This window comes from Streptomyces sp. NPDC020996, from assembly GCF_040641355.1.
GTDB lineage: Bacteria > Actinomycetota > Actinomycetes > Streptomycetales > Streptomycetaceae > Streptomyces.
Genome location: NZ_JBFADM010000054.1, coordinates 23,759 through 44,761, shown reverse-complemented (window position 1 = coordinate 44,761; position 21,003 = coordinate 23,759). Strand labels below are relative to the sequence as shown.

At 69.8% G+C, this 21,003-nt stretch carries 16 protein-coding genes; 9 read left to right on the top strand and 7 right to left on the bottom strand.

Annotated features, from left to right (window positions below):
• Positions 1-488: 488 nt before the first annotated feature.
• Both AB0G63_RS29600 and AB0G63_RS29595 read left to right on the top strand, forming a co-directional pair.
• On the top strand, positions 489-7,061 hold the full coding sequence (locus AB0G63_RS29600) for an RHS repeat-associated core domain-containing protein (protein ID WP_360756331.1): 6,573 nt from the start codon (positions 489-491) through the stop codon (positions 7,059-7,061).
• 10 nt (positions 7,062-7,071) lie between these two features.
• Positions 7,072-7,329, top strand: coding sequence for a MafI family immunity protein (locus AB0G63_RS29595; RefSeq protein WP_360756329.1), 258 nt, complete (start codon positions 7,072-7,074; stop codon positions 7,327-7,329).
• 342 nt (positions 7,330-7,671) lie between these two features.
• Here the strand turns inward: AB0G63_RS29595 and AB0G63_RS29590 are convergent, their stop codons facing one another.
• Complete coding sequence (locus AB0G63_RS29590) at positions 7,672-7,941, bottom strand: DUF397 domain-containing protein (RefSeq protein WP_360756326.1); 270 nt, start codon at positions 7,939-7,941, stop codon at positions 7,672-7,674.
• Positions 7,901-8,749: a helix-turn-helix transcriptional regulator gene (locus AB0G63_RS29585; protein WP_360756324.1), complete on the bottom strand. Its 849-nt coding sequence runs from the start codon at positions 8,747-8,749 to the stop codon at positions 7,901-7,903. The genes AB0G63_RS29590 and AB0G63_RS29585 overlap by 41 nt, the downstream gene beginning before the upstream one ends.
• A gap of 111 nt (positions 8,750-8,860) precedes the next feature.
• Here AB0G63_RS29585 and AB0G63_RS29580 point away from each other — a divergent pair, with 111 nt between their 5' ends.
• The 3 genes from AB0G63_RS29580 to AB0G63_RS29570 all read left to right on the top strand — a co-directional run bounded on the left by AB0G63_RS29580 (position 8,861) and on the right by AB0G63_RS29570 (position 11,242).
• Entirely contained in the window at positions 8,861-9,268 is a 408-nt protein-coding gene (locus AB0G63_RS29580; RefSeq protein ID WP_360756322.1) for an ATP-binding protein, read from the top strand.
• Positions 9,269-9,639: 371 nt separating this feature from the next.
• A complete protein-coding gene (locus tag AB0G63_RS29575; RefSeq protein ID WP_360756320.1) occupies positions 9,640-10,848 on the top strand; it encodes a M4 family metallopeptidase in 1,209 nt (402 codons plus the stop codon).
• Positions 10,849-10,936: 88 nt separating this feature from the next.
• Complete coding sequence (locus AB0G63_RS29570) at positions 10,937-11,242, top strand: protealysin inhibitor emfourin (RefSeq protein WP_360756317.1); 306 nt, start codon at positions 10,937-10,939, stop codon at positions 11,240-11,242.
• Positions 11,243-11,295: 53 nt separating this feature from the next.
• On the opposite strand, the gene AB0G63_RS29565 is transcribed toward AB0G63_RS29570, so the two are convergent.
• Positions 11,296-12,117: a serine hydrolase domain-containing protein gene (locus AB0G63_RS29565; RefSeq protein WP_360756314.1), complete on the bottom strand. Its 822-nt coding sequence runs from the start codon at positions 12,115-12,117 to the stop codon at positions 11,296-11,298.
• A gap of 179 nt (positions 12,118-12,296) precedes the next feature.
• On the opposite strand from AB0G63_RS29565, the gene AB0G63_RS29560 reads away from it, so the two are divergent.
• Together AB0G63_RS29560 and AB0G63_RS29555 are read left to right on the top strand one after the other, a co-directional pair.
• Positions 12,297-12,758, top strand: a complete 462-nt coding sequence (locus AB0G63_RS29560; RefSeq protein ID WP_324789403.1) for a MerR family transcriptional regulator — start codon at positions 12,297-12,299, stop codon at positions 12,756-12,758.
• Positions 12,758-13,774: an aldo/keto reductase gene (locus AB0G63_RS29555; protein WP_360756309.1), complete on the top strand. Its 1,017-nt coding sequence runs from the start codon at positions 12,758-12,760 to the stop codon at positions 13,772-13,774. Before AB0G63_RS29560 ends, AB0G63_RS29555 begins: the two co-directional genes overlap by 1 nt.
• A 136-nt stretch (positions 13,775-13,910) precedes the next feature.
• Here the strand turns inward: AB0G63_RS29555 and AB0G63_RS29550 are convergent, their stop codons facing one another.
• The 3 genes from AB0G63_RS29550 to AB0G63_RS29540 form a co-directional block, all read right to left on the bottom strand.
• Positions 13,911-14,774 carry a DUF4429 domain-containing protein gene (locus AB0G63_RS29550; protein ID WP_360756367.1) on the bottom strand — a complete coding sequence of 288 codons (864 nt, stop codon included), beginning with the start codon at positions 14,772-14,774 and terminating at the stop codon, positions 13,911-13,913.
• Positions 14,775-14,831: 57 nt separating this feature from the next.
• On the bottom strand, positions 14,832-16,049 hold the full coding sequence (locus tag AB0G63_RS29545) for an alpha/beta hydrolase (protein WP_360756307.1): 1,218 nt from the start codon (positions 16,047-16,049) through the stop codon (positions 14,832-14,834).
• A 65-nt stretch (positions 16,050-16,114) separates the two neighbouring features.
• Complete coding sequence (locus tag AB0G63_RS29540) at positions 16,115-16,771, bottom strand: TetR family transcriptional regulator (RefSeq protein ID WP_360756305.1); 657 nt, start codon at positions 16,769-16,771, stop codon at positions 16,115-16,117.
• 66 nt (positions 16,772-16,837) lie between these two features.
• Between AB0G63_RS29540 and AB0G63_RS29535 the strand changes: the two genes are divergently transcribed.
• The gene (locus tag AB0G63_RS29535) at positions 16,838-18,457 is read left to right on the top strand and encodes an MFS transporter (RefSeq protein WP_360756303.1); all 1,620 of its coding nucleotides are present in this window, start codon (positions 16,838-16,840) and stop codon (positions 18,455-18,457) included.
• 330 nt (positions 18,458-18,787) lie between these two features.
• The gene (locus AB0G63_RS29530) at positions 18,788-19,096 is read left to right on the top strand and encodes a small hydrophobic protein (RefSeq protein WP_360756301.1); all 309 of its coding nucleotides are present in this window, start codon (positions 18,788-18,790) and stop codon (positions 19,094-19,096) included.
• Between the two features lie 1,122 nt (positions 19,097-20,218).
• Here the strand turns inward: AB0G63_RS29530 and AB0G63_RS29525 are convergent.
• Entirely contained in the window at positions 20,219-20,956 is a 738-nt protein-coding gene (locus AB0G63_RS29525; RefSeq protein WP_360756298.1) for an ion channel, read from the bottom strand.
• Positions 20,957-21,003: the final 47 nt, after the last annotated feature.

Below are 21,003 nucleotides of genomic sequence, written 5' to 3'. Positions count from 1 at the left end.
TGTCGACGGTGTCGGTCGTCTCTCCGCAGTAGGCCGCGGCGGCTGACGACGATGCGACGCCGCTGGTGCCGTCGCAGTCCCTGGGCACGGTCCCCGCGCAGCAGGCGGAAGAAGTGGGCAAGCCGCTCCCCGAGCCGACATGGCCGGATGCGGCCCAGGCGACGGTGGACTTGTCGCAGACGGCGCCGGGAGACCCGGGCACGGTGACCCCGCAACCATCGGCTTCGGCGAGCGGGGATGTCACCGAGATCGGTGGCGTGATCGAAGTCGCGCCGGCACCCCAGGGCCCAGGCACAGGCGCCCAGTTGGCCCGGGCGCGACTCGCCGACGAGGTTACGCCCACGCCCGCACCGAGCGCTTCGGACAGCCCGCAGGCGACTGCCTCCGCCGCCGCGGAGCCGAGCACGGACACATCGCCACAGCCATCCCCGTCGGCATCGGCATCGCCCGGGCCCGCCGACGAGACGCTGTCGCCGGACCAGGTCGAGGTGCGGTTGCTGGACCGCCAGGCCGTGGCTCCGGCCGGCGGCGTGGGCCTGGGACTGCAGGTCACCCGTACCGACGGCGTGACCGTGCCGGGCCAGGTCCAGGTCGACATCGACTACTCGGGCTTCAAGTACGCCTACGGCGGCGACTTCGCCTCCCGGCTGCGCCTGGTGAAGCTGCCCGCCTGCGCGCTGCAGACACCCGACGCCGAGGACTGCACGGACCGCGAGTTCGTGCCCGCCGAGAACGACCCGGCTACAGGCACGCTGACCGCCACGGTCGTGGCCGATCCGGACGGCGACGGCCTGTCCACCCAGCTCGACAGCACCAGCGGTTCCGTCTACGCGCTGACCACCGGCTCCTCTTCGGACAAGGGCGACTACCGGGCATCCACCTTGTCTCCGACCGGATCGTGGGATGTCGCGACCGGCTCCGGAGCCTTCACCTACAACCTGCCTGTGCAGTTGCCGTCTCCGGCGACGGGTTCGGCTCCGGACCTCGGACTGACGTACAACTCGCAGTCGGTGGACGGCCGGACCTCGGCGACGAACAACCAGGCCTCCTGGGTCGGCATGGGCTGGGACCTGAACGTCGGCTATATCGAGCGCAAATACCGTAACTGCACCCAGGACGGGCTGGCGACGATCGGCGACATGTGCTGGGACTCGCCCAACACCGCCGCGGAGCCGGACGGCGCCGTCTACGTCATCAATCTCAACGGGGTGAGCTCGACGCTGGTGCAGGACGGCACCGGCACCGGCTCCTACCACGTGCAGAACGATCCCGGGTGGCGGGTGCAGCACCTGAACGGCGGACACGGCGCGGACGACGAGTACTGGGTGATCTCCTCCCAGGACGGGCAGCGCTACTACTTCGGCTGGGGCCGCTCCGAGCGGACCGGCACCGCGACCGCGTCGGTGTTCACCATCCCGGTCGTCGGCAACGACGCCGGTGAGCCGTGCCACGACAAGTTCCCCGAGCCCTGCACGCAGGCCTGGCGGTGGAACCTGGACCGCGTCGTGGACGCCAACGAAGTCGAGTCGGCCTACTTCTACGACAAGGACACCAACTACTACCGGTCGGTCGCCAACACGGACAAGGCGCGTTCCTACACCGCCGGCGGCTACCTCACCAAGATCGAATACGGCTGGGCAACCCAGATCGCGAACTCCAAGCCCACCGGCAAGGTCGAACTCACCCATGTCGGCCGGTGCGTTGAACGCATGACAGAGGCTGACCCACTGCGCAACGAGTCGCGCGCCTGCCCGTCGATCTCCTCCACTCCCTCCTCCTATCCGGATGTGCCGGTCGACCTGCTGTGCGACGGCAGCGCGGCGGACTACTACTGCGCGGGCAAGACCTACTACCCGACGTTCTTCAGCAAGGACATGCTGTGGGACATCAAGACGTTCGTGCTGAACACCAGCGCGGACGGCTGGGATCTGGTGCAGCAGTACCAGACCAAGCACGGCCTGCCCAACCCGGACGGCTCGATCGGCAAAACGCTGTGGCTGGACTACGTCCAGCGGAAGACCTACGGCACAGGCACCGACATCGTCCTGCCGGTCATCAACTTCAACGGCATCGACCTGGACAACAAGGTCGGCTCCACCGAACTCAACTTCCGCCGCGTCAACACCATTCACGGCGACCTCGGCGCCACCACCACCGTCAGCTATGGCTCCCCCAACCCGTGCAGCGCCGACAATCTCCCCAGTCAGTCGTCGAACACCCAGGACTGCTTCTGGCAGAAGTGGACCCCGGAGGGCGACACCGCATCGAAGAGCGGCTGGTTCAAGAAGTTCCTGGTCACTCAGGTCACCGTCGACCCGACGGTGACCAGCAGCCAGGACGGCGCACCGGAGATGACCACCAGTTACGACTACCAGGGCGGAGCCGGATGGCGTTTCACCAACGATCCACTCACCCCGGACAGTGATGAGTCCTGGTCGGACTGGCGCGGCTACCAGCGCGTCGAAGTCACCTCGGGCACCGGCCCGGTCAAGCACTCCACCTTCCACTGGCTCTACCGCGGCCTGGACGGCGACCGCACCTCCAAGACCGACCCTTCCGCCACCCGCTCCGTCTCGGTGACCGACGGCGAAGGCACCTCCTACACCGACTCGGCCTGGCTGCAGGGCCGCACCATCGAGACCTCGGCACGCGACGACGCCGGCAGTTCACACGAGCGCGTCTTCCACCACTACTGGACCCACACCACCGCCACCTACGCCGGCCTGCCCGACGCCCGCTTCGTCCGCGAGGACCAGACCACCACCGACACCAAGATCTCCACCGGCTGGCGCACCCACGTCGTCCAGAACGAATACGACGCCGGCACCGCCACCTCGGCCACGTACGGTCTGCCGCTCCGCGTCGACGACCAGGGCGAACAAGGCGTCGTGGACAACCGGTGCACCACCTACGGCCGCGCCTACAACACCGACTTTTACGACGGCAGCAGCATCCAGCGATGGATGGTCCTTCTCGACGAGACGCGCCACTACTCCGTCGGCTGCGCCAGCCGGGACGCGGACCATCAGGACCGCTACGCCACCACCTTCTACGACAACGCCACCGACATCGCCGGCAACAAGCCCGTCGACGGCAACCCCACCGAGACACGCACCTACACCACCTCAAGCCACTACCAGCAGGCGAAGTCCGGTTACGACGGCGCGGGCCGGGCGCGCTGGACCGAGGACGCCTACGCGAACCGCACCACCACCAGCTACAGCCCGGAGAACAACTGGCCCACCGACGGCATCACCACCACCTCTCCCGACCCGGACGGGCTTGCCTCCGCGCGTGGCCCGCTGTCGACGACGGTGTGGATGTCCCGGTTCTGGGGCGTGCCGTATCAGAGCAAGGACGCCAACGGGAACATCACCAAGGTCACCTTGGACGCGGCCGGCCGTCCCATCGAGGTGTGGAAGCCGACCGAGACCGGCAGCTCACCCTCGCTCAAGTTCAGCTACACCGTCCCCGCGTCCACCAGCGGTGGAGTGCCCGACTCGGTCGACGGCTACCCTCGCGTGGCCACCCACACGCTGCAGTCGGACAGCACGTATCTGTCCTCCTACGCCTATGCCGACGGGCTGGGCCGGGCCCGGGAGACGCAGGCTCCGATTCCGGACGGCACCGATCCCTCCACGGGTGCAGAGGTTCCCAACCGGCAGGTGGCCGTCACGCGGTACGACACGGCCGGCAACGTCACGGGCACCTCGGCGGTCTTCCGCAACCAGGGCACCGCAGGCTCCGGCGGCCCGGTCAGCCCCAAGGTCGAGGACCTGCCCTCGTACACCGACCTGACCCTCGACTGGGCGGGGCGGACCACGCTGTCGCAGATCCTCGTCGGTGACGGAACCACCGCGCGAGGCGTCGCCCAGGGCCGGGTGCAGACGGCCTATCACGGCGACTACAGCACAGTCACCCCAGCGGTGGGCGGCGCCACCGACACCTACACCGACGTCTACGGTCAGATCTCCAAGGTCGTCGAGCACAGCGGCAGCTCCACCTACGCCACGCAGTACCTCTACACGGCCACCGGTGACCTGCAGCAGATCACCGACACCCGTGGCAACGACACCGTCTACAACTACAACTGGGCCGGCCAGCATACCCGGGTCGCCGACCCGGACGCCCGCATCACCCTCACCGAGTACGACGACAACGGTCAGGTCGACAAGGTCACCAGCAACAAGGGACAGACCGTCCTCGACTACAGCTACGACAACCTGGGCCGCAAGACGGCCGTGACCAGCGACACCGCCGTACTGGCCAGCTGGGTCTGGGACGGCCTGACCGTGCCCGGCGGCAAGGGGCAGATCACCGCGGCCACGAGCCAGGACACCAGCGGCAACACCTACACCGTGAAAACCAACGCCTTTGACGGCCGTGGCCGCCCGCTGAGCACCACGATCAGCATCCCGGCCGGCGTCACCGGCCTGGCAGGCGACTACACCGCGAGCTCCACCTACGACGCCGCCGACCACCTCACCTCGGTCACCTACCCGAAGGCCGGCGGGCTGGACGAGGAGACCGTCACCACCACCTACAACGCCTACGGCCAGCCCCGCAGCCTCGCCTCCGGCCAGCAGACCTACGTCAGGAACACGGTCTACGACGCCTACGGCCTGCTCACCGACCGGTACTACGGCGGCCCCACCGGCGCGGTGAGCGGTGTCGCCGCGCAGCGCACCTACAGCTACTACTACGCGGGCGGCACCCGTTGGCTGCGCGGGATCGCCACGACCACCACGGTCGGCCAGTACACCAGCGAAAAACAGCAAGACCTGTACGACCACGACGACACCGGACGCATCACCGAACTCAGGGAACAGGCCAGCGGCCAGACCGTACAGTCGCAATGCTTCCGCTACGACGGCCAGGGCCGCCTGACCAGCGCCTACACGCGCGCCGGCCTGGGGGTGTGCTCCCTGTACAGCAGCTCCGACTTCACCGGCGAAGCCCCCTACCAGACCGCCTACACCTACGACCGGCTCGGCAACCTCCAGTCCGTCACCGACACCAGCGACACAGGCGCGGCCACCACCCGCGACTACCTCTACCCGGGCTACGACGACGCCGGCAACTGGACCACTGCCAACGCCCCCTCGCCACACGGTGTCCGCAAGATCAACCACATCACCGCCGGCACCACCACGGGCACCGACACCTTCACCTACGACGACGCCGGCCAGATGGACACGCGCATCGAACCCGGCACGAGCACCGACTACGACTGGACCAAGCTCGGTCAGCTCTCCACCGTCAAGACGACCACCTCCGCCGGCAGCCAGCTCACCCGCTACACCTACGGTGCCGACGGCAACCTCCTGCTGCGCACCACACCCCAGGAGACCGTCGCCTACCTCGGCGGCATGGAACTGCACACCGACGGCCAGACGACCACCGCCACCCGCTACTACGCCTGCGGTGGGGCGACCGTGGCCATGCGCACCACCACCGGCACCACCACCACGGGCGGCAAACTCACCTACCTGATGGCCGACACCCAGGCCTCCACCCAGCTTGCCGTCGACGCCACCACCGGCACCACCACCCGCCGCCGCTACACCCCCTTCGGCGACGAACGCAGCGGCACCCTGCCCACCGGCACCGACCACGGCTTCCTCGGCAAGACCGAAGACACCAGCACCGGCCTGTCCCTCCTCGGCGCCCGCGCCTACGACCCGCACCTCGGCCGCTTCCTCAGCCCCGACCCCCTCAACACCCCCTACATCCCGCAAAACCTCTCCGCCTACAGCTACAGCATCAACGACCCCATCAACTACAGCGACCCCTCAGGGCTCTCCTTCACCGCGGAGGACCACAGCAGCGGAAACAACGACTGCAGCCTCACCGAAATCGTCTGCAGTGACGAGGTCCCCGTCGACCAGCTCCCGGACCACGAAAGCGGCGGCGACGACTACAACCACGACGGCTACGCCACCATCCATCCCGGCGTCAACGTCCCCATCATCTGGTCAAAGAAGGACGAATTCATCGCCGCGTTCTTCGCCGACATGGACGACTATTCTTGCCAGTCGGGAGAGCAAAACCGGTGCTATTACGTCGCCCCCGATGAGCCCTACGCCGACTTCAGAGCCTCCATCGCAGCCAAAGGACTTGCGAGCCTCCTGTTTCGTGCATGTGGCGAAGTAGCGGGCAGTTCGACCTGTCCTGTGGCAGGCGGGTCCACGGGTGAAATGGTCGCTGCGATGGGCGAGCTTTCCGCCATGACTGGCGGCGGAGAAGGACCAGGAAGCGGCGGAGGCATCGGCAGAGGGGGCTGCCCCAACAGCTTCACCCCTGACACCGAAGTCCTCATGGCCGACGGATCCACCAAACCAATCGGCGAAATAGAGCCGGAGGACAAAACCCTCGCGACCGACCCGGAAACAGGCGAGACCGAGGCCCGCACGGTCCTGGCCACCATCGTCACCAAGAGCGACAAGGACTTCTCCGAGCTCACTTTGAGTTCCAGTAACGGCAAGGCCAAGGTCACCGCGACCCGTCACCACCCCTTCTGGTCACCCAGCCGGCACGCGTGGGTGGATGCAGGGGAACTGAAGCCGGGGATGACCCTCCTCACCAACACCGATGCCAGGGCCACCGTTACAGCCATTCGTTCCTTCCATGGCAGCCATGAGACCCGCAACCTGACCATCGACGGCCTCCACACGTACTATGTACTCGCTGGTCAGACGCCGGTTCTAGTTCACAACAGCAATTGCTCCGGTATCGGACGCGACTTGATTGGTGGGCAAGAGCAGTTCCATATCATTCACGGTGACAGAACGGGTGGTGGCCATAAGTGGCCCGGACAGCCTGGGAAGACCGTGTTTCCGCGCGGCTGGGACACCGATAAGATCCTCGACAGCATTGCCGACGTGGCGACCAGTCCGAACAGCGTCAGAACGCAGCAGACAGGCCGGGCTGGAGCCCTTTATACGAGGAACGGGGATCCGTCGCGGTGGAAGGTTGAAGGAGTGGTGGACGGCGTGAACATCAGGGTAATTTATGAACCTGCGACAGGCCGAATCGTGACCGGCTTCCCGTATCGACCCTGATGGAGGTGCGGTGGAAGCCGTAGAGTACGCCGCCAAGATCGAAGAACTACTTGAGGAATCTCCCATAACTGCGCCTTCAGTCGCAGTTGACGTGCGCGACCTTCTGGTGGCCGGAGAGTTCGCCCTGGCCTTCGACACAATGTGTTCATGGATTTACGAGGACGAGTTGTCGATTAGTGAGGACTATTACGGGCGGCTTGTTCGGTTGTCGGCGGACCTCGGATCTCGTGATCTAATCGCGCGAATGCGTGAGCTGGTTACGGGGTAACCGAGTGGGCTCCTGTCGCCACTCCGGATCGCGATGTGTCGTGATCGTTTGATGTGGACCCGATCCGAGTGAGCGACCGCAACCTGAAGCCCCGCCAGGTGCGTCTGGCGGGGCTTCTGTGTGGGGCGACGGCGGTAATTGACGGTAACGTCAGCGGATGAGGGCGGCGCAGGGTGGTGGTTCATCGCCGTACCGTGCCTGCGGCGGGAGCCGATGCCGAGCTTGTCGGCGACCGCCCTGCACGGCGACCGTCTCACGTCAGTGTCGTTCCCCTCGTGCCTCCTGGCTGGCGCGCTTCTGCGGTACGAGCGGCTACGTCAGGGGGAACCGCTGGCAGTTGGACTACCGCAGGCCGTCGACGAACGCCTGCCAGGCGGGCGTGCTGACTATCACGGTCGGGCCGGAAGGGTTCTTGCTGTCGCGGACCGGGACGGCGCCGGTCGGGCAGCCGTCGGCGACCTCGACGCAGTCGCCGCCGGTGTTTCCGCTGTACGAGGATGTGCGCCAGACGGCGCCGCCGGCGACTGTGCACTCCACGCAGTCGCCGCCGGTACTGCCGCTGTAGCTGGACTTACGCCACTGTGCGTTCCTCATGGTCGGACCGGTGTCCATAGCGTTCCTCCATCACACGGGCGATCAGTGCCGCTGAATCCTCCACGGAGAGGGCTGCGGCCTGCAAACGAGCGTAACGGCGCGCTGCCTCCTTGATGGTCTCAGGGTTGGCGGTCATGTGCCCTGAAATCAGATCCTCTGTGTAGATGATGTCCGGGTCGTCGTCGAAGCGGAGCAGGTTGAACGCCCCGTCCAAGCTGGCATGTTCACCCGCTGAGTTCGGCAACACCTGCACGTGCAGCCAGCGGTGACCCGTGAACTCCAACAGGTGGGCGAGTTGGCGCCGCATGACATCGCGGCTTCCGATCGGCCGGAGCAACACGGCCTCGTCCAAGACCACCCAGGCCAGCGGCGGCTGTTCGTGCTCCATGATGCGCTGGCGTTCCACGCGGGCCGCCACCAAGCCGTCCAGGTCGTCCGGCATGCCAGTGGCGAGCACGGCCCGTGCGTACTCCTCCGTTTGCAGTAGTCCGTACACCAACTGTGCCTGGTACGTGGAGATGTATGTCGCGCGCGCCTCCATCTCCGCGTACGGCTGGAACCAGTTGGGGAGTTGGCTGCGCAGGACCAGGCCGATGAGGCGGGAGAACAATCCGTCCGTGCCGAGCGCGGCGTCCACGCGTTCGGAGAAGTCGCGGGTGGGGACCTTCTTCGTGGTCTCGATCTGGCCGATGAGCGAGCCCGTGCAGAAGATGATGTCGCCGAGCTGGCCCTGTTTCAGGCCGTGGGCCTCACGGTGGCGGCGCAGCTCCCAGCCGTAGTAGTGCAGCGGTGAAGCGGTGGGGTCGAGAGTCTGGATGTTGGCCACGGTGGCACCTCCGGCGTGCAACGCCGCATGACGTTCGTTTCTCTTGGTAGCCAAGCGTATGCGGTGGGTCACAGGCTGGGTGACGTGAATCACGTAACTGGTCCGCGAGAAGTGGACGTTCAGCCGCGGTACGGCGCCGAGTTCGCGTTGGGGGAGCACTCCGTCCGGCACCTGCGCCGCATCCTGCGGCTCTACCTCAAGGGCTCCGGCCTGCTCGAAGTGGCCGACGCGGCTGGACTGGCGCTGACGGAAATCCTCGCCAACGTCGTCCGGCACGTACCCGGCCGCCGGTGCCGCGTCTGCTTCCTGCTGCTGCCCGGCGCGGTGCGGGTGGAGGTCTCCGACGACTGCCCGCTGCTGCCGGTCCCGGGCAGCGGGGACGTGCTCGCCGACAGTGGCCGCGGCCTGCTTCTCGTCGAGGCGGTCACCGACCGGTGGGGCGTGACGCCGCGCCCCGGCGGTGGCGGGAAGACGGTGTGGTTCGAGTGCGCCGCCGAAAGGCCGCACTCACGCAGATGAGGAAGGCGGAGGCCCTCCGGCCCGGCAACGTGCCCAGGGGCTGACGAAGTTCGACGTACTCCGCACTTGTAACCCGGAACCCCGCTCGGGGAGGGCGCCGCTCGGGGTGCGCGTCGACGAATTCGAGCGGATACTCGAAGTGGACGCTTTCGCACCTCTCCACGCAGGTGCCCTCAAGCGTGACCGGACGTGACCGTCCGGTCGCAGCGATATGACCCCTTCCCATGATCGACGCGCTTCGGCGCGCCACGGTCGCAGCGGCCATGCCGGTCGGGACGGGCGCGGTTGCACAGGGACGCGAAGAACAATCCATGCAGAAAACCGGGCCGGCCGGGCGTGACCGCTGCTTCCTTTTGCCCGCGAGGTATCCCATGACCAGGACCTGCCGCCTCAATTGCATCGTCCCCCCGCACATTCTCGAAAAGCTCCTGAGGAGTGATGACAGCGACACGCACCAGGCCGCTCTGGCCACCATGCTGACCACCGCCTCCCTGCGTGGTGAGCGAGCTGTCCGGGCGTCCTTCGCCGGAGCCGCGGCCCTCGGCAACGGCCGGCGGACCGTCTTCGACTGCCGGCACGGCAGGTCTCTGCCCCTCGCCGTGCTCGCCCGGCCGGAGGACGGAGCCGCTTCCGGGGACGATTCCGTCAACCGGGCGTTCGACGGACTCGGCACGACGCGCGACTTCTACCACGCGTTGTTCCACCGCAACTCGATCGACAACCGGGGGATGCGCCTGGACGGGTACGTCCACTTCAGCACACGTTTCAACAACGCGTTCTGGGACGGCCAGCAGATGGTCTTCGGCGACGGCGACGGAAGGATATTCACCGACTTCACCGGATCCCTCGACGTCATCGGCCACGAACTGACGCACGGAGTCACCGAGAACACCGCGGGACTCGACTACCACAACCAGTCCGGTGCCCTGAACGAGTCCATCTCGGACGTCTTCGGATCGCTGGTCAAGCAGTGGTCGTTGAAGCAGACGGCCGACGAGGCGGACTGGCTGATCGGGGCCGAGATCTTCACTCCGGAGATCGACGCCGACGCCCTCCGCTCGATGAAGGCCCCCGGACACGCGTACGACAACGCGCTGTTCGGCAGCGACCCCCAGCCCGACCACATGAGCAAGTACGTCAGCCTGCCGGACACCGAGCCCGGGGACTTCGGCGGCGTGCACATCAACTCGGGTATTCCGAACAAGGCGTTCTACCAGACGGCTGTGGGAATCGGCGGATTCGCGTGGGATGCTGCCGGACTCATCTGGTACGAGTCACTCAAGGCTTCCAGCGCGGAGACGCAGTTCCAGGACTTCGCGGACACCACCTACCAGAAGGCCGAGGAACTCTTCGGGGCCGGCAGTGCCGAACAACTCGCCGTGCTGGCCGCCTGGCAGGAGGTGGGCCTCCAGATCACTGGGGTCCCGGCCGGGGTCGCCCGGGCGCGCACTCTCACGGCCGGCCGCGACGGCGGCGTGGGACGGGAGGACGGCGTGGCCTCCCTGAGCAAGCAGGTCGGGGCACTGGCCGCCCAGGTGTCCGGGATGGCCAAGGACCTGGCCTCGCTGAAGAGCAAGTGACCGTCGGCGAACGACCGGAGGGCGGGCCGGCCTCGGCCGAGCGGAACGGCGGGAAGCGCCGCCCGGTCGGCCGGGAAGGTTGTGGACGATGAGGGTGACCCTGGCGACACACGGCGGACAGGCGGCCGCGATCCGGCTCCGGCTCCCGCCCGAGGTGCTGGACACCGACACCCTGCCCACGGACGCCGCGGCGGAGCTGGCCGAGCTGGTGGCCGCGGTCGGCCCGGCGGTCGAGAAGGAACGGCCGCCGGGCCGGGCCCGGGACGCCATGAGCTACATGATCACGGTGGAGAAGGACGGCCGCACGACCGTCCTCACTCAGTCGGACACCACCATGACCCCGGAGTTCGCTGCCCTGCTCGGCTGGCTCGAGAGACACTTCGCACAGCGGTGACGAGCCGGGACGGACAGTCACCGGCCGCGTCACTCTCACCGGCCTCGGTGGGCTCAGCCCCGCGCCTCCGCCAGTACGGCGTCCGTGAACGGCGGCCACGCCTCGATGGCCCAGGGGCCGAAGGCGCGGTCGGTCAGGGCGACGGTGGCGAGGCCCGCGTCGGGGTCGATCCACAGGAAGGTGCCGGACTGGCCGAAGTGGCCGAAGGTGCGCGGGGAGGACGTGGCGCCCGTCCAGTGCGGGGACTTGGAGTCGCGGATCTCGAAGCCGAGGCCCCAGTCGTTGGGGTTCTGGTGGCCGTAGCCCGGCAGGACGCCCTTGGTGCCGGGGTACTGCACCGTCATCGCCTCGGCGACCGTGCGCGGGTCCAGCAGGCGCGGCGCCTGCACCTCGGCGGCGAAGCGCAGCAGGTCGGCGGCGGTGGAGACGCCGTCCTTCGCGGGGGAGCCGTCCAGGGTCGTCGCGGACATGCCCAGCGGTGACAGGACCGCCTGGCGCAGGTACTCGGCGAAGGGGATCTCGGTCGCCTTCGCGATGTGGTCGCCGAGCTGCTCGAAACCGGCGTTGGAGTACAGGCGGCGCTCGCCGGGCGGGGCCGTCACCCGGTGCTCGTCGAAGGCCAGGCCGGAGGTGTGGGCGAGCAGATGACGGACGGTGGACCCGGGCGGGCCGGCCGGCTCGTCGAGCTCGATCGCGCCCTCCTCGTACGCCACGAGGGCCGCGTACGCCGCGAGCGGCTTGGTGACCGAGGCCAGCGGGAAGGGTCGGTCGGCCGGCCCGTGGGTCCCCAGGACCGTGCCGTCGGCCCGTACGACACCCGCCGCGGCGGCGGAAACCGGCCAGTTCTCGATCAACGCGAGGCTCTTGAGCGACATGCCGTCGAGCCTAGGGCCTCGCGGCGCCGGCATCGGCGGGGGGTAGGCGTCGGCCGCCGGGCCGGGGGAGACGTACGGTCAACCGGCCGGCGGGCGGCGCTCGCGCATCGCCCCCGTCCTGCCGATTTCTCATCGGTCGGCTTGCCTGGAGTGCGCTCGAAGGTCATAGCGTTGTGCTCATGACGGTGATGGAGACTCCGCGTACCAGGACCGACAGCTGCGCCGCCCCGCCGAACCCGCACCGGCGGCCGCAAGGACAGGACAGTTACACGATCAGCGAGGTCGTCGCCTTCACCGGGCTGACCGCGCACACGCTCCGCTGGTACGAGCGCATCGGCCTCATGCCGCACGTCGACCGGTCGCACACCGGTCAGCGCCGCTACAGCAACCGTGACCTGGACTGGCTGGACTTCGTCGGCAAGCTGCGGCTGACCGGCATGCCGGTCGCCGACATGGTGCGCTACGCCGAACTGGTCCGCGAGGGCGACCACACCTACCGCGAGCGGTTCGAACTGCTGGAGTCCACCCGCCGGGACGTGCTGACCCGGATCGCCGAACTCCAGGACACGCTCGCCGTGCTCGACCGGAAGATCAGTTTCTACGCGGACGCCGACCGCGCCCGCGAAGCGGAGAAGGTGTGATGACCGACACGCAGATCCCCACCGTACGACTCGGCGACACCGGCCCCGAGGTCGGCGTCCAGGGCCTCGGCTGCATGGGCATGAGCTTCGCCTACGGCCCCTCCGACGCCAAGCAGTCCCGGGCCACCCTGGAGCGGGCCCTGGAGCTGGGCGTCACCCTCTACGACACGGCGGACGCGTACGGGGCCGGCGAGAACGAGCGGTTCCTGTCCCCGTTCTTCAAGGCGCACCGGGACGAGGTCGTCGTCGCGACCAAGTTCGCCCTGTCGATCCCGCCGGACGACCCCACGCGGCGCATCGTCCGCAACGACCCGCCGTACATCCGCCAGGCCGTCGAGGCCAGCCTGAAGCGCCTCGACATCGACGCCATCGACCTCTACTACATGCACCGCCGCGACGTGAACGTGCCGATCGAGGAGAGCGTCGGGACGATGGCCGAGCTGGTGCGCGAGGGCAAGGTCAAGCACCTGGGCCTGAGCGAGGTGACCGGCGCGGAGCTGCGGGCCGCGCAGGCCGTGCACCCCATCGCCGCGGTGCAGTCGGAGTGGTCGCTGTTCAGCCGGGACATCGAGGCGCAGGTGGTGCCCGCGGCCCGGGAGCTGGGCGTGGCGCTGGTGCCGTACTCGCCGCTCGGCCGCGGTTTCCTCACCGGCACCTTCACGAACGCCGACAAGGACCTCACCGCGGACGACTTCCGCCGTCAGCAGCCCCGGTTCACCGGCGAGAACGCGGCCGCCAACGCCGCGCTCCTGGAGCCGGTGCGCGCCGTCGCCGAGGCCCACGGGGTGACGCCGGCGCAGATCGCCCTGGCCTGGGTCCAGCAGCAGGCGGCCGTGCGGGACCTGCCGGTCGTGCCGATCCCGGGCACCCGCAAGCCGGAGCGGGTGGAACAGAACGCGGCGGCGACGCGGATCGAGCTGACCGTGGAGGAGCTGTCCCTGCTGGAGCCGATCGCGTCGAAGGTGGCGGGCGACCGGTACGCGGACATGACGTTCACGTCCGCAGGACGGGAGTAGCGGCCGGCCTGCCGGGCGGACTCCGCCGGGGTCCGGCAGCGCCCTGAAGGGGCGCGGGGAACTGCGCGACCGGCCACGACGGTGCGGCAGGCGATCGACCGGTCGGACGGAAGGTCGCGGCATTTCCAGCGGAGCGCTAAAGCTCCGCCAGCAGCTCCGCCTTCTTCACCGAGAACTCCTCGTCCGTCACCAGCCCCGCCCGGTGCAGCTCCCCCAGGTGACGGATCCGCTCGGCGATGTCGGCGGGGTCGCGGCGGGGCCGGGGCGCCGTCACGGCGGCCACCGGCCGGGAGGCGCGGACCGCCGCCAGCACCGCCGCGGCGAACGGCAGGGACTCGTGCACGGGCCCGTAACCGAGCCCGAACACGACGGCGGCCGGGTCCTGGTCCGGCTGGGCCGGCTGCCCGGCCGCCCCGGCCTCCCGCCGCAGCAGCCGCAGATGCCCCTCGAACGCCTCGGGCGAGCGCCACTCCACCCCGCTCAGCTCCGTGACCGGGAAGCTCTGGTCGCCCGCCTTCCACTTCGCCGACGACGCGCCCGTCCAGAACCACCGGAAGGCGACCGTACGGCCGTCGAAGGACGCCTTCGCGTCGTACGCCTTGAACTGCCGCGGCGCCTCGGGAGCGGCCACCAGGAACTCGTCGGCCGGGCCGTCGTCGGTCAGCCGGGCCCGCAGCTCGTCGGCGTAGTACTCGGCGAGCGTCTCGCGCTCCGCGGGCAGCACCAGCCGGTACGGGTCGCACCCGTCCCTCAGCTGGCCCGCGGCCGCCTCCATCAGCGGGTCGGCGCCGGGGCGCGGCTCGGCCCGCAGCACGACCGTGCCCCGCTTGCCGGGGGAGAGCGTCACCCCGGCGAGGGCCGCGAGCGGCACCCGGCGTTCCCCGAGCGCCTGGAAGAGCTTGGGTGTTCGAATCCCCCGTTCGTAACGGATGAGCACGGAGTCGGACTCGAACTCCCAGGCGGCATGAAATCCGGCCAGTACGTCACCCATGCGGCTCATCGTATGCGCGACCGGCTTCTTCGTCGCTACCCCGTGCATACCGCAATTTCTGCGCCTCTACGCGCGTCCGGCCGCCGCGGGACCGGACAAACCCGCGCTGCACACCGCATCCTCGCGCGCGCACTGCACCGAGCCGTACGCGCCAACCCCGATGTCGGCGAAGTTGCGCAGGCTCTGCGTACCGGGCTGGAAGTAGCCGCTGTGCCCCTTCGCGCCGTCGGCCGACAGCACCCGTGCCCCGAACGAGGCCGCGACCGGGTCGGCGCCGTGGCCGAGCCCGCCGACCTCCAGGTAGGGCACGTCCTGCACCCAGTCGGTGGCGTTGCGCATCGACCACACCCGGGCGGAGGTGCGCAGGCCGGATGCCCGCTGCACGCGCATGCCGGGGCTCGCGGCGACCGCGATGTCGGCCACCCGGCGCGGCAGCGCGTGCGCGGCGACCCCGCACACCACGGAGCCGTAGCTGTGGCAGAACAGCGTGACCGGCGCGGTCCCGGGCAGGGCGCGCACCAGCGCGTTCAGCCGCACCGCGCCGTTCTCGGCGCGCATCGCGGTGGCCGAGTCGATGCCGAGTCCGGCGGGCGCGGTGTAGTCGGCCCAGGCGATCACCGCCGTACGGGTCTCCGGGTCCGCCTCCCGCTCGGCCGCGTACAGGGACTCGCCCATGCCGACGGGTGCCGAGTACCTGCGGTTGGTGCGCTGGAAGGTGAGCAGGGCGGTGTCGACGCCGGGCACGATCACCGACACCCGCTCGGCCCGGGTCAGGTCTCCGAACACCTCGGCGACGCGCCCCGAGCCGGCCGGGTCGAAGGCGAGGATCTGGCGGCCGGGGCTCAGCAGCGACGCGTAGCGGTGCATGCGGCGGCCCGCCTCGTACTGCCCGGCGGGCGTGAGCCGGCTGTCGTGCATGCGCTTGAACTCGGCCCGGTGCTGGTGCGCGAGCGCGATCCGGTTGGCCTGGTAGCGCAGGGCGACGGGCGCGCCGTTCATGTTGCCGACCGCGAGCGGGTAGTGCCGGGCGAGGTCACCGCGCTCCCTGGGGGTGAGCGAGGCGAAGAAGCGGGCGATCCGGGCGGGGCTCGCGTCCGGGTGCGGCAGCCGGTGCCCGTGCAGCCGGCCGTGGTCCCAGGCGGAGACCGAGGCCTGCAGGGCGGTGGGCGCGCGGTGGGAGCGCAGCGCCGTCCAGCCGGTGGTGGCGAGCATCACGAACACGACGGCCAGCGCGAGCAGCGCGCGCCAGACGTTGAGCGGCGGGGAGGTTTCGAAGGAAGTCACTGAAAGGACACACTAGGAGAACGAGAGGGTCTCGTGCTGCCACAGTGACGCGGCTCACGTTCGGCTCATGTTTCAGAAGACACGCCTGTGATACCTGAGCGTGTTCGCCAGTTCTCCGTGAGTGCCGGGCCCACCTGTTCGAGGTACGAGATCGTCAGCCGGCGCATGGCGTCCAGGCTGACGTCCCCCCGGCTGCTCCACTGCCGCTCGGCCAGCCGCATCACCCCGCCGAAGACGGCCACGGCCAGCCGGGGCCGCGGGTCGGCGTCCGCGTCCACGCCCTCGCGCTCGGCCAGCACGCGCGCGAGGCTGTCCTCGATCTCCGCGCTGCGCCGCAGGTGGGCGGCGAGCAGCACCGGGGTCGACTCGATCACCTGGTACATGCGCAGGTACAGCTCGACCGGCACGACGGACTCGATGATGTCGTTGAGGCCGTCCCAGCCCTCCAGCAACGCCTGCCGCAGCGCCGTCATCGGCGCCTCCCCGGCCGGGCGGTCCCGTACGGCCTCGACGAACCGCGCCACCGCCAGCTCCTGAAGGAAGAGGGCCGCCTCCTGCTTGCCGGCGAAGTAACGGAAGAAGGTGCGCTGGGAGACGTCGACGGTGTCGGCTATCTCGTCGACGGTCGTCCGCTCGTAACCCCGGGTGGTGAACAGCTCGAGAGCGGTCCGCAGCAGGGCGTCCCGGGTGCGCTGCTTCTTGCGTTCGCGCAGTGTTTCCATGACCGTCAGTTACTGACTTGTGAACTGGTTTGTCAATTGTCAGCGGCTGTCACTAACCTCGAATGTATGACTAGTCAGACCACCGTCGACACGACGGGACCGGGAGACGGGGCGTCGGCGGCCCCGTCGGACCGGTCGCCGTCCTCCGGGCTGCGCGGCCACCCCTGGGTCACCCTCATCACCGTCGCCGTCGGGGTCATGATGGTGGCCCTGGACGGCACCATCGTGGCCATCGCCAACCCTGCCATCCAGAAGGACCTGAAGGCGAGCTTCGCCGACGTCCAGTGGATCACCAACGGCTACTTCCTCGCCCTCGCGGTCTCCCTGATCACGGCCGGCAAGCTCGGTGACCGCTTCGGGCACCGGCAGACCTTCCTGATCGGCGTGACCGGCTTCGCCGCCGCCTCGGGCGCCATCGGACTGTCCAGCAGCATCGCCGCCGTCGTCACCTTCCGCGTCTTCCAGGGCCTCTTCGGCGCCCTGCTGATGCCGGCCGCGCTCGGCCTGCTGCGGGCGACCTTCCCGGCCGAGAAGCTCAACATGGCCATCGGCATCTGGGGCATGGTCATCGGCGCCTCCACCGCGGGCGGCCCGATCCTCGGCGGCGTGCTCGTGGAGCACGTCAACTGGCAGTCGGTGTTCTTCATCAACGTGCCCGTCGGCGCGATCGCCCTGGTCCTCGGCATCCTGATCCTGCTCGACCACCGCGCCGAGAACGCCCCGCGCTCCTTCGACATCCTGGGCATCGTGCTGCTCTCCGGCGCGATGTTCTGCCTGGTGTGGGCCCTGATCAAGGCGCCGACGTGGGGCTGGGGCGACGGCCGGACCTGGCTGTTCATCGGCGTCTCGGCGGTGGGCTTCGCGCTGTTCTCCTTCTGGGAGACCAAGGTGAAGGAGCCGCTGATCCCGCTCGGACTGTTCCGCTCCGTCCCGCTGTCCGCGGGCGTCGTGCTGATGGTCCTGATGGCCATCGCGTTCATGGGCGGCCTGTTCTTCGTGACGTTCTACCTGCAGAACGTGCACGGCATGAGCCCGATCGACGCCGGTCTGCACCTGCTGCCGCTCACCGGCATGATGATCGTCGGCTCGCCGCTGGCCGGCGCGCTGATCACCAGGCTGGGCCCGCGCATCCCGCTGGCCGGCGGCATGACGGCCACCGCCGTCGCCATGTACGGCATGTCGACCCTGCAGACCGACACCGGCAGCGCGACCATGTCGCTCTGGTTCGCCCTGCTGGGCCTCGGCCTCGCCCCGGTCATGGTCGGCGCCACCGAGGTCATCGTCGGCAACGCCCCCATGGAGCTGTCCGGCGTCGCCGGCGGCCTGCAGCAGGCGGCGATGCAGATCGGCGGCAGCCTCGGTACGGCCGTGCTGGGCGCCGTGATGGCCTCCAAGGTCGACAGCGACCTGGCGGGCAACTGGAAGGACGCCGGGCTGCCCCCGCTCACCCCGGCCCAGCTGGACCAGGCCGCGGAGGCTGTCCAGGTAGGCGTGGCGCCGGTCGCCAAGGGCACGCCGGAGACGCTCGTGGCGAAGATCACCGACGTCGCGCACGACACCTTCATCTCCGGCATGAGCCTCGCCTCCCTCGTCGCCTGCGGTGTCGCGTTCGTGGCGATCTTCGTCGCCCTGCTCACCAAGCGCGGCAAGAACGCGCAGGCGGGTGCGGGCGCCGCGCACATCTGACCGCCCGCGAGCGGCTTCCGCCCACGGCCGGAAGCCGCTCGCGATCCCTCCCACCGGCGGAAGCCGCTCGCGATCCCTCCCACCGGCGGAAGCCGCTCGCGGTCCCTCCCACCGGCGGAAGCCGCTCGCGGTCCCTCCCACCGGCGGAAGCCGCTCGCGATCCCTCCCACCGGCGCGCGCCGCAGACCACGGCGGGCATGTCCTGCCGGGGCCTGTCGTGTCCTGTCGTGTCTTGTCGTGCCCTGTCGGGGACAACGGCCCGGATTAGCCCGCGAATCGGGGGTACCCGCACCATCGAGCCCCGAACAGACCCCGGGGCTCAGGGAGTTGATGATGGCGGGCTTCGGAAATGGAACGCGCAGGCACCCCCGCTCACGTGGCCGGACGTGGTCACGGACCGGGCCGGATCGCGCGACGCTCGGAATCATCGGAGTCATCTGCGCGGTCGCCGGGTTCTTCGCGCTGGGGATCGTCCTCGGCCCCGTGGCGATCGTCTGCGGCTGGCTGGCAATGGGCCGCAGCTGGGCGGGCTCCCGCCCCGTGCCGGCTCTGGTCGCCCTCGTACTGGGCGCCATCGACACGCTCCTGGCGATCATCTGGCTCGCCGGAGCGGCCACCCCGGGCAGCGGGCTGTTCTGACCCGAGGTGGGAAGGGACGGACCCCCGGCGGGACGGCGAACACGACAAGGCCGGGGGCCCGCCCACACGCCGACCGTCACCACCGCCGTTCCCGGTACGACCGGCAGCCGCCCGGCTACGCGGCACCTCCGGCGTCCCCCGTGCCGCGTGCCGCGGCTTCACGCCCGTGGCGCCCGACCTACCGCGCTCGCGGGCCCACAGGCCCGTGGCCGGCGGCTGCTGACCGCGGGTCTTCGCGCCTGCGACGCGCGGCTGGCCGCGGGCGGTCTCCATACTCGTGGCACGTGACCGTGCCGGCCCCACAGGCCTGTGCGCGCTTCCGGTGACCGGGGTACTCACGCCTGCCGCGTGCAGGCCGGTCAGAACTGGCCTGCACGCCCCTGATGCCCGGCCGGTGCCCGGTCTTCACGCCTGCGCTATGCGGCCGGTCACCTCCGGCTCTCACCCCACGCACTCGGACAGCCGTCTCCGCCCCCCCCCGCGAGGCGTGGCCGAGGCCTCCGGCCTCACGCCGTGCTCCGCGCCCGGAGCCCTCTTGTCTCACGCCCGCGACGCGTGGCCGGGGATGGGGCCGCCGCCCGCGAGGCGTGGTCGGGGCCTCCGGCGCGCGCCGTGCTCCGCGCCCGGAGCCCTCTGATCTCGCGTCTGCGACGCGCGGCCGGAGGCTTCCGGGCTGACGCCTGTGACGCGTGAGCGGGGAATGGGCTGGCGCCCGTGGCGCGCGGTCCGGGCCTCCGGCGTGCGCCGTGCTCCGCGCTCGGAGTCCTCTGGCCTCACGCCTGCGACGCGCCGGTGGAGACTTCCGGGCTGACGCCCGTGGCGCGCGGTCGGCGACCGGGCCGCCCGCCCGCGATGCGTGGTCGGGGCCTCCGGCGTGCGCCGTGCTCGGCGCCCGGAGCCTTCTGATCTCGCGCCTGCGACGCGCGGCCGGAGACTTCCGGGCTGACGCCCGTGGCGCGTGGCCGGGGCCGGGCTCGTGCCCGTGACGCGCGGTTCGGGGCTGGGCTCGTGCCCGTGACGCGCGGTTCGGGGCCGGGCTCGTGCCCGTGACGCGTGGGCCGGGACCGGGCTCGTGGCGCGTGGGCCGGGGGAGCTCGGGCGTGGGCCTGCGGCGGGCGGGCGTCAGTGGTGGGCGGAGTGTTTTCGGAGGGCCGCGACCTCGGCGCGCAGGGCGCGGACCTCCGCGGTCAGTGCTTCGATCGCCTCGGTCTGGAGGCGTTCCTCCGCGTCGTCCCGTTCGAACCGGGCGATGAACCAGGTGGCGATGTTCGCCGTCACCACACCTAGCAGCGCGATCCCGGACAGCATCAGGCCGACCGCGATCATCCGGCCCAGGCCGGTCGTCGGCGCGTGGTCCCCGTAGCCGACCGTCGTCATCGTCGTGAACGACCACCACACCGCGTCACCCAGTGTGCGAATGTTCCCGTCCGGTGAGTCGCGCTCCACCGACAGCACGGCCAGCGACCCGAACATCAGCAGCCCCACCACGGATCCGGCGACGTACGTGGTCAGCCTGATCTGGGTGGCCATCCGCGCCCGCCGCCCCACCAGCATCAGGGTGGCGACCATGCGCAGCAGCCGCAGCGGCTGCAGGATCGGCAGCACCACCGCGCCCAGGTCCAGCCAGTGCCGCCGTACGAACGCCCGGCGGTCGCGGGCGAGCGCCAGCCGCGTCACATAGTCACCCGCGAACGCGCCCCACACCGCCCACTCGGTCGCCGTGCACACCACGGTCAGCGACCGGCCGGCCGTGCTGTCCACGATCGGTACGGCGTAGGCGACGGCGAACAGTACGGCGAGCGCCAGCAGCGGCCGTTGCGTCAGCTCTTCCCACCGTGCCTGCGCCGTTTGTTGCTCCATACCCGCATGGTAAAGAACGCGTAAGGGCGGCGGAGCCATGAGCTCCG